The sequence below is a fragment of the Flexivirga sp. genome (genome assembly GCF_035551235.1).
Lineage (GTDB): Bacteria > Actinomycetota > Actinomycetes > Actinomycetales > Dermatophilaceae > Flexivirga.
The window spans coordinates 181305-194416 of the sequence record NZ_DASZNO010000047.1 but is presented as its reverse complement, the minus strand read 5'-3'; the positions used below and the strand labels follow the sequence as shown (position 1 = coordinate 194416).

Below are 13112 nucleotides of genomic sequence, written 5' to 3'. Positions count from 1 at the left end.
CTCAGCTCTGCAGCACCTGCACGTCGATCCAGGCCTGCTGGACGGCTTGTTCCTGAGTGCCGCCGGCACCGAAGATCGTGCCGGCCGATTTGATCGTCGCCGTTGCGAAGCCTTTGAAGTCAACGTCTTTCGGCAGGCCGGCGTTTGTCAGCACGTCATACCAGATGCGTCCTGCGCCCTCCCACGTGTTGCCGCCGATGGCGGTGGCTGCGAGATAGAAGGCGTGGTTGGGGATGCCGGAGTTGATGTGCACGCCGCCGTTGTCGTGCTGCTGGTCGTGCGGCAGGTCCTGGTAGCCGCTCATGTCGGCCGGTTGCGGGTCCTTGCCGAGGTGCGGATCGTCATACGCGGTCCCGGGCGCCTTCATCGAGCGCAGCGCCACGCCGTGGACCTTCGAGGTGAACAGACCCGCGCCGATCAGCCAGTCGGCGTCGGCCGCCGTCTGACCGAGCACGCGTTGCTTGACCATCGACCCGAAGCAGTCCGAGATCGACTCGTTGAGCGCGCCCGACTGCCCGACATAGGTAAGCCCGGCCGTGTATTGCGTGACGCCGTGCGTCAGCTCGTGCCCGATCACGTCGACCGAGTCGGTGAACGAGCGGAAGTAGACGCCGTCGCCGTCGCCGAAGACCATCTGCTCGCCGTCCCAGTAGGCGTTGTCGTAATTGCGGTCGTAGTGGACCGATGCGACCAGCGGCAGCCCCTTGCCGTCGAGCGAGTTGCGATCGTAGACGTCGGCGTAGAGCGCGAACGTGTCACCGAGGCCGTCGTAGGCTTCGTTCACGGACTCGTCCCCGCTTGCCGGATCGCCTTCGCCCCGCTGCTTCGTGCCGGGCAGGTCGGTGCCATGTCCGGCGTCATAGATCGTGCGATCCGGATGGAACGGCGCCGACGAATCCGCTTGGGGATGCACAACATTGGCGGGCAGCTCGTAGTCGCCGGACCGCTCCGCGCGCTCGCGCAGATCGGGCGGGATCAGGCCCGCCGCACCCGCGCCACCTTCGGAGGTGACCTGGGCGCTGCGCACGGCGCGCTGGCCCGTGTGCAACCGGCTGGTCTCGAGGGTGTGCCGCGCGGCGCGGGCGGCGTCCGGATCAGCTGCCTCGGCGAGCGCCTGGAGCAGGTGGGGCGGAACGATCTGACACTGACTCATACGACTCATGTTTTCCATGGTGGACCCGTCCACTGACAATCGGGCCGTTCGAGGCGGGTCGGTCATGCGTCGACGCGCAGCGCGGTGACCGGGGGCGTTGCGATGGCTCGTCGAGCCGGCGGCTGGGACGCCAGGAGTATGACGGCGACGGCGCCCAGCACGATCGCGACAAGCACCAGCCACGGCAATCCCCATACGAAACCCGGTGTTTCGGCGCCGACCAGTGCCTGGGCGCTCGCCGATCCGTAGCAGAGGCCGATGCCGATGCCCGCCACGGTCGCGGCGGCCGACATGGCGATCGACTCCTTGGTGATCATCGAACGCACCTGGGCGCCGGTGAAGCCGAGCGCTCGCAGCAGGCCGAGCTCGCGGCGTCGCTGGATCACCGTCAGCGACATGGTGCTGACGAAGCCGACGGCGGCGATGAGCGACGACACGACGCCGACCATGATCGTCACGGTCGAGGCGACCGAGAGCATCGTGTGCGCCACCTCGCGCTGGTGGGCGCTCAGGCCCTCCCAGGAATTCACCGAGTCCTGCAGTGCAGCGGTTCCCGACGCGATGGTCGTCACCAGGGCCACGCCGATGAACAAGCCCAGCGTGGAGCGGGTGGTTCGCGCCGGGTCGGCGACCGCGTTGCGCTGGGCGATGAGACTCGCGGCATCGAAGCCGACCAGCCGACCCAGTCGGGCGACCAGCCATGGCAACACGAAACGCGCTCCGACGAGCAGCCCGGTCGAGGTCACGCAGGCCGCGAGGAAGGCGATGAAGAAGGCGAAGCCGACGCCGCGCTCTCCGAGGATCATCGCCAGTGCGAAGAGCCCCACGCCGCCGACCAGCAGCACCGTCGCGAGCCCGACCCGCAACGCGCCCGCTCGGCCTGTCGCGGATCGGGCACCGGTGGTCCCGGCGAGCGCCTGGGCGGGGGACACCTGAAGCACCCGCCGCGACCCGACCCAACCCGCGACCGCGGCGACACCGGTGATCGCCAGCACCGCAATCACCGATCCCGGCGAGAACCACGGGTAGTCGACGTCGCTCGGGAGGTGATCCTGGTGGACGAGCACGACCCGTGTCACGTCGGTGAGCAACGTCGCGACGACGACACCGATCAGGCTGCCCAGCAAGCAGATTCGAGCCGTGCTGCCGGTGACCGAACGACGGAGGTCGGTGCTTCTGGCACCCAGCAACCGCAGCGTCGCGATGTGTTGCAGCCGTCCGGCGATGACCGTCGTGACGCCGGCGGAGATGACGACGGCGGCGACGTACAGCGCCATACCGATGAAGACGGTGGACACGATGGCGAGGAACACTCCCACGGAGCTGCCCTCGTCGCGGTTCATCGCCGACAGCATGCTGCTGCAGGTGAGCAGCGCGCCGGCATACGCACCGGACAGCCCGGCGACGAGACCGACGGTCCCGAGCTCGCGGGCCGAACCGAGCACCAGATCGCGCCTCATGCGATTGCTCCTTCAGCGGTGAGGAGCAACTGGGAGATCTGCTGCGGGGTGAGTCGGCCGTGGTCGGCGACGACGCGGCCGTCGGCCAGCACCAGCACCCGGTCGGCGTATGACGCTGCGATCGGGTCGTGACTGACCATTGCGATCGTCTGGCCGTATTCCGTTGCGGCAGAACGCATCAGCTGCAGCACCTCGCTGGACGACCGGGTGTCGAGGTTGCCCGTGGGCTCGTCGGCGAAGATGATCGCCGGCCGCGACGCCAGGGCGCGTGCGATCGCGACGCGTTGCTGCTGCCCGCCGGAGAGTTCGGCCGGCTTGTGAGCGGTGCGCTCGGTGAGGCCGAGGACCTGGACCAGGTGGTCGATCCAGCGTCGTTCGTCGGGGGAGACCCGTTGGCCGGCGAGCTGGAAGGGCAGCACGATGTTCTCGGCGACGGTCAGCGTGGGGACCAGATTGAACGACTGGAAGACGAAGCCGACCTGTCGGCGGCGGAGCATGGTCCGCGCCGTGTCGTCCATGGCGTGCAACGGCTGCCCGTCGAGGAAGACGCCGCCGGTTGTCACGTCGTCCAGACCCGCCGCGACATTCATGAAGGTGGACTTGCCGGAGCCGGACGGTCCCATGATCGCGGTGAATTCGCCGCGACGGACATCGACGTCGACCTCGGCCAGGGCGTGCACGGCACCTGCGCCGGTGCCGTAGCTCTTGCTGACCTGTCGGAAGGAGACGACCGCCGGGTCGTTGGGCCTCGTGGGTGTCGTGGGTCGCGTGGGTCTCGCGGGTGTGGTGAACATGCCTCCAGGTTGCCGGACCGGTTGGTTCGGCACATCGGGCGTGGGGCCGAAATCGGCTACGCCGTCGGATGTATGGCGCACCCCTGCGCCATACATCTCGTGGCGTCAGAGAAGGCCGTGCTCGTAGCAGTAGACGACGAGTTGCACCCGGTCGCGCAGTTGCAGCTTGGCCAGGATCCGGGACATGTGCGTCTTGACGGTTGCCTCGGAAAGGTATTCGGCGGAGGCGATTTCGGCGTTCGACATACCCTGTGCCGCACGCAGCATGATCTCCCGCTCGCGCGCGGTGAGCTGCTCGTACTCGCGCCCGGGAGTCCTGCTCTGGTTGCTGCGGAACCGCTCGAAGAGCGACTTGGTCGCGCTGGCCGCGACGACCTGGCTGCCGGCCGCGACCGCGCGGATCGCGCCGAGGAGGAACTCGGGCTGCGCGTCCTTGAGCAGGAAGCCACTGGCACCGGCGTCGATGGCGTCCGCCACTGCTGCGTCGAGGTCGAAGGTGGTCAGCACCAACACTTTCGGTGCTGCCTCGCCCAACTTCTCGCACACGGTGCGGGTCGCGGTCACGCCGTCGACCTGCGGCATACGGACGTCCATCAGCACGACGTCGGGTGAGGTGCGTTCCACGAGATCGAGTGCGTCGGCGCCGTCGGCCGCTTCGCCCACGAGGGTCAGATCGGGCTGGCTGCCGATGACGAGGCCGAGTCCGCTGCGGAAGAGCGCCTGGTCGTCGATCATTGCGACCCGGATGGGTGAGTTCGTCACGTGTCCGCGGACTCCTTGGCGTCGTGTTCTGCATGAATGTCACTGCGTTGTGGATCGGGTATGGCGCAGTCGACCACCCAGTCGCGGCCGCGCTGTCGTGACTCGAGGTGGCCGCCGGAGATGGCCGCCCGCTCCATCATGCCGACGATGCCGTGCCCGGTGCCATCACCGGGTGTGCCGATGACATTGACGACGCGCAGCCGGTAACCGCTCGTCCAGTCCTGCTGGACGCGGACCGGCTCGCGCAGGTCGCCGTGCTTGAGCGCGTTGGTGAGCGACTCGCTGAGGAGGCGGTAGGCCGTCAGCGCGATGAGCGAGGAGTTGGGCGCCTGGCCGATGCGTTCATCCTGAATCTGCATGCCGGTCAGGCGCATTCGCTGCATGAGTCGTTCGTGCTGCTCGTAGCCGGGTGTTGATCTTTCGGCATCGTTGTCCCGAAGCTCGGCGAGGATCGTGCGCAGATCGGCGATGGTCGACCGAGCGGTCTCGGCGATGACCTCGAGTGCTTGTTCCGCCGCGTCGGGGCTCGCACGGAGCGTGTAGCGCGCACCGTCGGCCTGCGCCGCCACGACCGCCCACGAGTGCGCGACGATGTCGTGCATGTCGGCGGCGATCCGGCTGCGTTGCAACTCGTGCTCGTAACTCTCGGCGAGTCGGCGTCGCTCGATGCGATCGAGCTCGGCCTGGATGGACCGGCGTCGTTGCAACCGCAGGTAGCCGCCCATCCAACCGCCGCCGCAGACCAGGGCCGCCACGGCGGTGACGGCCACGGCGGCGAAGACCCGCGACTTCATCGAGCTGCCGGTGTCGACGAGCGTCGCCATCCAGACGAGCAGTATGGCGCAGCCGGTCCCGGCCGCGATCGCCCCGAACCGTCGCACCGGCAGCCGCGGGTGAGCCCCGAGGACGAAGAACAGCGCGGCATACGCCACGTCGGCGACGAACAATTGCACCGACCACGACGGGTTGGCGAACTGGATCACGGCGGCGACGGTCCCGAGTAGCACCATCGCGGGCAGACTGAGGCGGCGTACCGCCAACGCCGCTGCCAGCACGAGGACCACACCCAGTTGGGCGAGGTCGACCTGCGCATAGACAACGCCGATCAACAACGCGAACGCCGCTGCGGAGGTGAGATCGAAGATCAGCTGTCGACGCGTGGGTCGGCCCTGCTCCCAGATCTGTGGCATGGGTCCAGTGTGGCCGAAGCTTGCGGGCACGACATCGTTCGCAGGTTGTACGTATGGCGACACAGGTGCGTCGCGAAGTGATGAATCGCAGCCGGAAGGTGCCTCGAACGGACGATTCGTGACCTGGCCCACAACGGCTGGAATCCAGGGATTGCATGACGCAGGTCACATTGTGTTCCCTGTGGAGAAGTGCCCTTTCGGCACGTACAATTTGCGAGTCGTCGTCAACGCTCCTTCAGGCGTAACTATCGCTGTGAGTTTGAGCACGCTCATTGACACTCTGCGACACTCTCCGTGTGGCGCGAGCGAACGCCCTGCTGCGTCCACCGTGGCAAAATCCCAGGTCAGAAGGCTGCTGCCGCACATTTCCGGTGGCACGACCGGGCGGGAAACCGCGTATCGAGCGCTCGGCTTCGCGGCGCCGGCGACTCGCGATATCACGAGGCGATCGATAAACTCGGCAATGCGTACACGATTTACATTCAGACTCCAACAACTAGTCAGTGAAAGGACATTAAGTGGCTGATTTGAAAACTCTCGCCGATATGTACATTGACATCTGGAACGAGTCGGACGATGTCGCACGTCGTGTGAAGGTCGAGAAGGTCTTCGCGGACCAGGCGCAGCATTTCGCCCGCGCCGAGAAGTCCGTGGGACACGACGAGATCTACGCGCGCATCACCGATGCATACGCGCAGGAGGCCGACGCCGGTCAGCAGAAGCTCCGGTCGGTACGTACCGTCACCAACCATCGTGGTGCCGTGCGCGTCAATTGGGACGTGACGAACGCCGACGGTGAACGAGTGGCTGCCGGCTTCGATTGCATGACCCTGTCGTCCGATGGTCGAGTGAACGTCGGTCACCAGTTCGCTGCATGACCAGCGGCTGCGCCGCCTTGCCGGGTGATGACCCGGCAGTCCATCTACTGGACGTAGCGTCCGTCTCATGGACACGGCCGCGCTTCGTGCCGTAAAATCCGGGACGTGCGTGCGGCATACAACCTCCTTCTTGGCTGCCGCGGCGAGGCCTGATTCGGCCGTCCTCGCCGCGGAGTGCTTGCTGCCCGGGCCGAAGCCCAGCACCCACCAAGAAGGCGAGACATGAAGCACCCTCAGCAGCCGACCTCCATGCCGACCGGCAAATATGTGCCGTTCCACGAGCAGATCAAGGTCGAGCTCCCCGACCGCCACTGGCCGGACAAGATCATCACCAAGGCCCCGCGCTGGTGCGCGGTCGACCTGCGGGACGGCAACCAGGCCCTCATCGACCCGATGAACGCCGAGCGCAAGATGCGGATGTTCGAGCTGCTCGTGCGCATGGGTTACAAGGAGATCGAGGTCGGTTTCCCCAGTGCCAGCCAGACCGACTACGACTTCGTGCGCCTGCTGATCGACGGCGGCCACATCCCCGACGACGTGACGATCCAGGTGCTGACCCAGTGCCGTGACCAGCTGATCGAGCGCACCTTCGACGCGATCCGCGGCGCCAAGCAGGCGATCGTCCACTTCTACAACTCCACCAGCATCCTGCAGCGGCGCGTCGTGTTCGGCATGGGCGAGGACGGCATCGTCGACATCGCGACCCAGGCCGCGCGGTTGGTGAAGAAGCTGGAGGAGACGGTCCCGGAGACCGACGTCTACTTCCAGTACTCGCCCGAGTCCTACACCGGCACCGAGCTGGAGTTCGCGGCGCGCATCTGCAACGAGGTCATCGAGATCATCGATCCGACCCCGGATCACCAGATGATCATCAACCTGCCGGCGACGGTCGAGATGGCGACCCCGAACGTCTACGCCGACTCCATCGAGTGGATGTCGGCCCACCTGAACCGCCGCGAGTCGGTCATGCTCAGCCTGCACCCGCACAACGACCGCGGAACCGGTGTCGCCGCAGCCGAACTCGGTTACCAGGCCGGCGCCGACCGCATCGAGGGCTGCCTCTTCGGCAACGGCGAGCGCACCGGCAACGTCGACCTGGTCACCCTGGGCCTGAACATGTTCAGCCAGGGCATCGACCCACAGATCGACTTCTCCAACATCGACGAGGTGCGGCGGACCGTCGAGCACTGCAACCAGTTGCCGGTGCACGAGCGTCACCCGTATGGCGGCGACCTGGTCTTCACCGCGTTCTCCGGCTCGCACCAGGACGCCATCAACAAGGGCTTCGCCGACATGCACCGCCAGGAGGCGGAGACCGGCAAGAAGATCAACGACCTCGTCTGGGGCGTGCCCTACCTGCCGATCGATCCGCACGACGTGGGGCGCTCCTACGAGGCGGTCGTACGCGTCAACAGCCAATCCGGCAAGGGCGGCGTCGCCTACCTGTTGAAGACCGAGCACCAGCTGGACCTGCCGCGCCGGCTGCAGATCGAATTCAGCGCCGTGGTGCAGAAGCACACCGACACGATCGGTGGCGAGGTCACGGCCGAGCGCTTGTGGCAGGCGTTCCAGGACGAATACCTGCCGAGCACCGGCGAGGGCGAGTCGGCGTGGGGTCGGTTCCGGCCGATCACGCACACCCTCGAGAGCAGCGAGGACGGTCGCGATCGCATCGTCGCGGTGATGACCGATCACGGCGAGCAGATCACCGTCGAGGGTGAGGGCAACGGCCCGATCGACGCCTTCACCGCCGCGCTGTCGACGATCGACGTCGACGTGCGGGTGCTGGACTACGCCGAGCACACCCTGTCGACCGGTGGTGACGCGAGCGCTGCGGCATACCTCGAGTGCGCGATCGGCGACCGGGTGATCTGGGGCGTCGGGGTGCACAGTTCGATCGTGAAGGCGTCGCTGACGGCGATCCTGTCCGCGGTCAACCGCGCCGAACGCGACGCGGCGCTGGCGGGTTGAGTCCGCGGCTCATCCTGCTGAACGGGCTTCCGGGCGTCGGCAAGTCGACGCTCGCCCGTGAGTATGTCGCTGCTCGTCCCGGCACGCTCAATCTCGACATCGATGTGTTGCGCTCGATGCTCGGCGGTCCATGGGAAGAGACCGCCGAGCTCGGGCGCTCGCTCGCGTTGCGGATCATTGAGACGCACCTCGAAAGCGAGTAGTTCCTACTGCATGCCCTCGGCGAGCACCTCGTCCATCGCAGCGAGGGTCGCCTGGTCGCCGGCGCGGGCGAGGTCGCCATGGGTGGGACGGTTCCAGAGCCACAGGTCGAGGTCTGCGGCGGTGCCCGAAATCGTTGCGGTCACAGTGGCATTCGGCGCAGGGCGGAAGTTGGCGTCGTCGATCTCCTCACCGTCGATCGAGGCGGTCTCCCGGCCGAGCTGCAGCACCCAGCGACGGTCGGCGTCAGTGGCGACCAGCTCGACGACCCGATCCTGGGTCGGCGCGAACGTGACCAGCGGGTGGTCGCGGCCGTACATCACGTCCACGACCTCGTCGATACCGTCGGCGGCAAGATCGGCGTCGACGGCCGAAACATCAATGTCCGCAGTGAGTTCCGCATCCACACGGTGGATCAATGCTTCATGCGCCTGGCGGCGGAGGATGTAGCCGGCGCTGTGCAGCGACGCGTCGACCGTCCACATCCATCGCTCTTCGTCGGCCGGCGTGTCCCGCAGCGTTTCCTGCAGTGCTCGACTGGCGTCGTCGAAGGCGGCCAGTGTGGCTTCGCGCCCCTCGGGCCGCTGCGGGTGCTGGAGTCCGTCGGGTTCGGAGACGTTCTCGGACACGATCGTGCCCCAGAACCACTGCACCTCGGCCAGGTGCCACAGCAGATCATCGGTCGACCAGTCGGGACACGTCGGCACCGGGCGGTCGGGGCACTCGGCGAGCGCTGCCCGGAACCGGGCCGATTCGTCGCGAATGGTGGTCAGGAAATCGGGAGTCGTCATACCGAAGGACAGTAGAGCTGCCTGCGGACAACTCGCGACCGGATATCGCAGGCCTCTAAGCTCTCGGGCATGACACAACCAGGGGACCCGTCGAACAATCCGTGGCAGACACCCGGCGCTCCGCCGCAGGGCTACCAACAGCAACCGCAGGGGTACCAACAACCTGGTTATCAGCAACCGGGCTATCCACAACCGGGTTATCAACAGCAGGGCCGGTTCGGACCGGAGGGGACCATCGAGTTGACCCTGCAGGGCAGTGCTCTGACGTCCAACATGCTGACCCCGCAGGTGCAGATCGACGGTTATCCGGTGCCGGCGTCATACGGCCTCAACAGGCTGCCGGTTCCTGCCGGGCGACACACGGTCAGCGCGTACGCGACGTGGATCGTGAAATACGGGCAGGCGTCGTACGACGTCGACGTCCAGCCCGGCCAGTCGGTGCCGGTTTTCTACGCGGCACCGATGATCCAGTTCCTGAAGGGCGCGATGGGCCCGACCAAGCAGAAGCGTGGCGGCAAAGGCATCTTCCTCGGCTTCTTCGCCATCCTGCTGCTGATCGTGGTCGCCATCATCGTCATCGCGTCGGTCGCGGGCTCCTGACACCAGCTCAGCGCAGCGGCTCCGCCATGGCGGAGTAGAGGATCTTCGAGACCCCATTGACGGTGTCCCGGCCGTAGTAGAAGCCCTGCGGCGCCCTGCTCAGGATCACCGCGTTGTAATTGCGGGCATTGCCGTAGATGTGGCCGACAGAGTTCAGCCGGTAGCCACCGGTGCGTGGACCCCAGCCGTTCTTGGTGTTCCATGCGTTGCTCGTTGGCAGCGGCGGCGCGCACACACCCCATCGCTGCGACGAAATCACTTGTGCCATCAGACGTTTCAGGTAGTCCCGATTGGCCACGGAGATCACCGTAGTGCCCCAGATGATGCCGGTCATCAGGACGATCTGGTCGCGCGCCGTGGTGGTCGAGTAGCCCCACCAGTTGCTCGCACCCGCAGTGGTCCCGCCCTGTATGACGGTGCTCGTCATGCCATAGAGCGCCGCGACTCGGCGCACGTTGGACACGCCGGCCCAGGTCAGGAGCGCATTGGCGGCGGTGTTGTCGCTGCGCGTCATCATCGCGTAGGCCTGCGAGACCTGCGTCGAGGTCAGGTTGACCCTGCGCTCCTGGCAACGACGCAGGACGGTCGCCATGATCAGCACCTTGACGATGCTGAGGGTCTCATTGCGCCACGTGCTCTGATAGCTGAATGTCGTGTGATTGCGCCGGTCGTAGAGCGCGACGCTGAACGTGCCGCCCCGACTGGCTTGGTACGACTTCAGTTTCGTCGTCAGCTGGGCCGATGTCAGGGCGGCAGCGTTGGCGGTCGAGGTGCCGAGGAATGCGGCGCCGGCGGTCGCGAGCCCGCCACCGACGAGCAGGCGGCGGGTCATGGGGGAGTCGCTCATGCGCGGACTGTAGTCGGTCAGGACCTCCGGGGCCGGTCGCTCGCGGATATTGCGTCCGACCGGCCGAGTCGCACACTTAATGCCGAGTCGCACATCTGCAGGTGTGCGACTCGGCATTACGTGTGCGACTCGGCGCCGAATGCTCCGTGGAGCTCAGCGGACGTCATACGGCCGGAACTGGATGCTGATCCGCGGGCCGACCGGCTTGCTGGTCTTCGGTATGGCGTGCTCCCAGGTCCGCTGTGCCGAACCGCCCATGACGATCAGGTCGCCGTGCCCGATGGTGTGCCGGATCGATGCGCCGCCGCCGACCGGGCGCATCGCGAAGGTACGTGGCTGGCCGATCGAGACGATCGCGACCATCGTGTCCTGAGTGCTGGACCGGCCGATCCGATCGCCGTGCCAGGCGACCGAGTCGCGGCCATCGCGGTAGAGGCACATGCCGGCGGTGGTGAACGGCTCGCCGAGCTCGTCCGCATAATGCGCCGACAGCGCCGAACGCGCTTGGGTCAGTACGGGATCCGGAAGGGTCTCATGCTGGTGGTAGAAGCGCAGCAACCGCGGCGTGGCCACTTCGCGGTCGTACATCTGCCGTCGCTCGCCCTGCCACTCGACCCCGGCACTGCCGCCGAGCGACAATCGGGTGAAGAGCTCGTCGGCCCCGGTGAGCCAGCCGGGCCGCAGGTCGATCCATGCACCGCGGGTGAGCTCCACCCGGCGGATCGCCCCGGCCAGCGGTCGCAGGCCGATCTCGTCGACCTGGTCGAGCAGCGATCCCTGCAATGCCATGTTCACCACGCCAGAGTAGGCAGCGCTTCGAACAAATGTCTAGTCCTTTGTCATCTCCAGTGTTGCGCGCGCGGCGTGGTAGCCGCCGAGCGCACTGACCCCGCCGCCGCGCCGGGATCCCGCTCCGGCCAGCAGGATCCCGTCGTCGGCAGTGGCGACGCCCCAGCGCTGGGCGGGCGTTTCGAGCGGCTCGTCGGCGGTCGCCCAGGGCCAGGAGAGGGGCCCGTGGAAGATGTTGCCTCCCGGCATACGCAGGACGTCCTGCAGATCGCGGGTGGTCTTGGTCTCGACGCAGGGCTTGCCGTCGGCGTCGGCGAGCACGACGTCCTCGATGGGCTCGGCGAGCACGCTGGACAGGGAGTCGAGCACCGCGCGCTGGAGGCGGTCCCTTTCGGCGTCGCCGCCGCTCAGCAACCGGTCGGGCGTCTGCAGTGAGAAGACAGTGAGCGTGTGCGCACCGGACTGCTGCAGTTGCGGCGACAGGATGCTCGGGTCGGTCAGCGAATGGCAGTAGATCTCGGCCGGCATCGGTGACGGGACCTGGCCGGAAAGTGCCTGTTGGTAAGCAGTTTCGAGGCCGGAGTACGTCTCGTTGATGTGGAATGTCCCGCCGAACGCGGCGGCCGGGTCGACGCTCGTCTCGCGCAGTTTCGGCAGCCGGCTCAGCAGCAGGTTGACCTTGACCTGGGCGCCCTCGGCGGGACCGGCCGTCCGGCCGCGCAACGCGTCGAGCACACCGGGCGCCGCGGCCCAGAGGACCTGGCCGGCGCCGGCGACATCCTCGTCGTCGCGGTGCCGCCAGCGGACCACGCCGTCCTCGACGCCGGTCACCTCGCAGTCGGTGCGCAGCTGCGCGCCGGCGTCACGAGCGGCCTTCTCGAGTGCCCCGGACACCGCGCCCATCCCGCCGACCGGCACGTCCCAGTCGCCGGTGCCGCCGCCGATCACGTGGTAGAGGAAGCAGACGTTCTGCTGCAGGTCGGTGTTGTGCGCGCTCGCGAAGGTGGAGATCAGCCCGTCGGTCAGGATCACGCCACGGACCAGGTCGTGCTGGACGCCGGCCTCGATCGCTTCCCCCAGCGGACGCTGCAGGAAGTCGCGCACGATCGACTCGTCGCCGATCGCCCGGGCGACATCCGTCGCGCGCTGCAGCGGCTCGGTGACCGTCGGCCACAGGGCCTGTGCCAACCGTCCGGCGCGTCCGTAGAACTCGTCCCAGCCGGCGACGTCGCCACCGGCGCCGATCGCCTCGAAGGATGCCGCGGTGGCTGCCGCGTCACCGTGGTCCACGAGCAGTCCGTGGTCGCCACCCGGCACCGGGGTGTATGACGCAAAGCGCCTGCGCTTCAACGAGATTTGCAAGCCGAGATCGTCGATGACCTGCCGGGGGAGGAGGCTGACCAGATAGGAGTAGCGGGACAGGTGCGCGCCCATCCCCGGGAAGGCGTCCGCCGACACCGACGCCCCGCCGAGGTGTGGCTGGCGCTCCAGCAACAGCACTGACTTGCCGGCGCGCGCCAGGTAGGCCGCCGCGGTGAGGCCGTTGTGACCGCCGCCGACGACGATGACGTCATACCGAGTGCGTGACATGACGCAAGAGTATGGCCGGAAGTGGGTGCGGGACCTCGAGACGCTCGTCCCTCGCTCCTCGGCCACCTCAAAGCCGCGCGCCTGTG

The 13112-nt window shown here is 67.2% G+C and carries 13 protein-coding genes; 4 read left to right on the top strand and 9 right to left on the bottom strand.

Features of this window, described 5'->3' with window-relative positions; all coding sequences use genetic code 11:
- Position 1: 1 nt before the first annotated feature.
- The 5 genes from VG502_RS17525 to VG502_RS17505 all read right to left on the bottom strand — a co-directional run bounded on the left by VG502_RS17525 (position 2) and on the right by VG502_RS17505 (position 5359).
- A complete protein-coding gene (locus tag VG502_RS17525) occupies positions 2–1153 on the bottom strand; it encodes a M4 family metallopeptidase (protein WP_325551366.1) in 1152 nt (383 codons plus the stop codon).
- Between the two features lie 62 nt (positions 1154–1215).
- Positions 1216–2613: an ABC transporter permease gene (locus tag VG502_RS17520; protein ID WP_325551365.1), complete on the bottom strand. Its 1398-nt coding sequence runs from the start codon at positions 2611–2613 to the stop codon at positions 1216–1218.
- The gene (locus tag VG502_RS17515) at positions 2610–3407 is read right to left on the bottom strand and encodes an ABC transporter ATP-binding protein (protein ID WP_325551364.1); all 798 of its coding nucleotides are present in this window, start codon (positions 3405–3407) and stop codon (positions 2610–2612) included. The genes VG502_RS17520 and VG502_RS17515 overlap by 4 nt, the downstream gene beginning before the upstream one ends.
- A gap of 105 nt (positions 3408–3512) precedes the next feature.
- Entirely contained in the window at positions 3513–4142 is a 630-nt protein-coding gene (locus VG502_RS17510) for a response regulator transcription factor (protein WP_325551467.1), read from the bottom strand.
- 23 nt (positions 4143–4165) lie between these two features.
- A complete protein-coding gene (locus VG502_RS17505; RefSeq protein WP_325551363.1) occupies positions 4166–5359 on the bottom strand; it encodes a sensor histidine kinase in 1194 nt (397 codons plus the stop codon).
- A gap of 545 nt (positions 5360–5904) precedes the next feature.
- On the opposite strand from VG502_RS17505, the gene VG502_RS17500 reads away from it, so the two are divergent.
- From VG502_RS17500 to VG502_RS17490, 3 genes are all read left to right on the top strand, one after another.
- On the top strand, positions 5905–6237 hold the full coding sequence (locus VG502_RS17500) for a hypothetical protein (RefSeq protein WP_325551362.1): 333 nt from the start codon (positions 5905–5907) through the stop codon (positions 6235–6237).
- Between the two features lie 222 nt (positions 6238–6459).
- Positions 6460–8208 carry a 2-isopropylmalate synthase gene (gene leuA / locus VG502_RS17495; protein ID WP_325551361.1) on the top strand — a complete coding sequence of 583 codons (1749 nt, stop codon included), beginning with the start codon at positions 6460–6462 and terminating at the stop codon, positions 8206–8208.
- Positions 8205–8411, top strand: a complete 207-nt coding sequence (locus VG502_RS17490; protein WP_325551360.1) for an AAA family ATPase — start codon at positions 8205–8207, stop codon at positions 8409–8411. Before leuA ends, VG502_RS17490 begins: the two co-directional genes overlap by 4 nt.
- 3 nt (positions 8412–8414) lie before the next feature.
- Here the strand turns inward: VG502_RS17490 and VG502_RS17485 are convergent, their stop codons facing one another.
- Positions 8415–9200 (bottom strand): maleylpyruvate isomerase N-terminal domain-containing protein, encoded by a 786-nt coding sequence (locus VG502_RS17485; protein WP_325551359.1) that lies wholly within the window; start codon positions 9198–9200, stop codon positions 8415–8417.
- A 69-nt stretch (positions 9201–9269) separates the two neighbouring features.
- Between VG502_RS17485 and VG502_RS17480 the strand changes: the two genes are divergently transcribed.
- Positions 9270–9800, top strand: a complete 531-nt coding sequence (locus VG502_RS17480) for a hypothetical protein (protein ID WP_325551358.1) — start codon at positions 9270–9272, stop codon at positions 9798–9800.
- A gap of 7 nt (positions 9801–9807) precedes the next feature.
- Here VG502_RS17480 and VG502_RS17475 read toward each other — a convergent pair whose 3' ends face one another.
- The 3 genes from VG502_RS17475 to VG502_RS17465 all read right to left on the bottom strand — a co-directional run bounded on the left by VG502_RS17475 (position 9808) and on the right by VG502_RS17465 (position 13026).
- On the bottom strand, positions 9808–10647 hold the full coding sequence (locus VG502_RS17475) for a serine hydrolase (RefSeq protein WP_325551357.1): 840 nt from the start codon (positions 10645–10647) through the stop codon (positions 9808–9810).
- Positions 10648–10800: 153 nt separating this feature from the next.
- Positions 10801–11436: an alpha-ketoglutarate-dependent dioxygenase AlkB gene (locus tag VG502_RS17470; RefSeq protein WP_325551466.1), complete on the bottom strand. Its 636-nt coding sequence runs from the start codon at positions 11434–11436 to the stop codon at positions 10801–10803.
- A gap of 39 nt (positions 11437–11475) precedes the next feature.
- Positions 11476–13026: a phytoene desaturase family protein gene (locus tag VG502_RS17465; protein ID WP_325551356.1), complete on the bottom strand. Its 1551-nt coding sequence runs from the start codon at positions 13024–13026 to the stop codon at positions 11476–11478.
- Positions 13027–13112 lie beyond the last annotated feature (86 nt).

What these genes read in the sequence shown, in the direction of transcription:
- VG502_RS17525 (WP_325551366.1), bottom strand. Translation starts at nt 1,153, where the DNA reads ATGAGTCAGTGTCAGATCGTTCCGCCCCACCTGCTCCAGGCGCTCGCC.
- VG502_RS17520 (WP_325551365.1), bottom strand. Translation starts at nt 2,613, where the DNA reads ATGAGGCGCGATCTGGTGCTCGGTTCGGCCCGCGAGCTCGGGACCGTC.
- VG502_RS17515 (WP_325551364.1), bottom strand. Translation starts at nt 3,407, where the DNA reads ATGTTCACCACACCCGCGAGACCCACGCGACCCACGACACCCACGAGG.
- VG502_RS17510 (WP_325551467.1), bottom strand. Translation starts at nt 4,142, where the DNA reads ATGATCGACGACCAGGCGCTCTTCCGCAGCGGACTCGGCCTCGTCATC.
- VG502_RS17505 (WP_325551363.1), bottom strand. Translation starts at nt 5,359, where the DNA reads ATGCCACAGATCTGGGAGCAGGGCCGACCCACGCGTCGACAGCTGATC.
- VG502_RS17500 (WP_325551362.1), top strand. Translation starts at nt 5,905, where the DNA reads ATGTACATTGACATCTGGAACGAGTCGGACGATGTCGCACGTCGTGTG.
- leuA (WP_325551361.1), top strand. Translation starts at nt 6,460, where the DNA reads ATGAAGCACCCTCAGCAGCCGACCTCCATGCCGACCGGCAAATATGTG.
- VG502_RS17485 (WP_325551359.1), bottom strand. Translation starts at nt 9,200, where the DNA reads ATGACGACTCCCGATTTCCTGACCACCATTCGCGACGAATCGGCCCGG.
- VG502_RS17480 (WP_325551358.1), top strand. Translation starts at nt 9,270, where the DNA reads ATGACACAACCAGGGGACCCGTCGAACAATCCGTGGCAGACACCCGGC.
- VG502_RS17475 (WP_325551357.1), bottom strand. Translation starts at nt 10,647, where the DNA reads ATGAGCGACTCCCCCATGACCCGCCGCCTGCTCGTCGGTGGCGGGCTC.
- VG502_RS17470 (WP_325551466.1), bottom strand. Translation starts at nt 11,436, where the DNA reads ATGGCATTGCAGGGATCGCTGCTCGACCAGGTCGACGAGATCGGCCTG.
- VG502_RS17465 (WP_325551356.1), bottom strand. Translation starts at nt 13,026, where the DNA reads ATGTCACGCACTCGGTATGACGTCATCGTCGTCGGCGGCGGTCACAAC.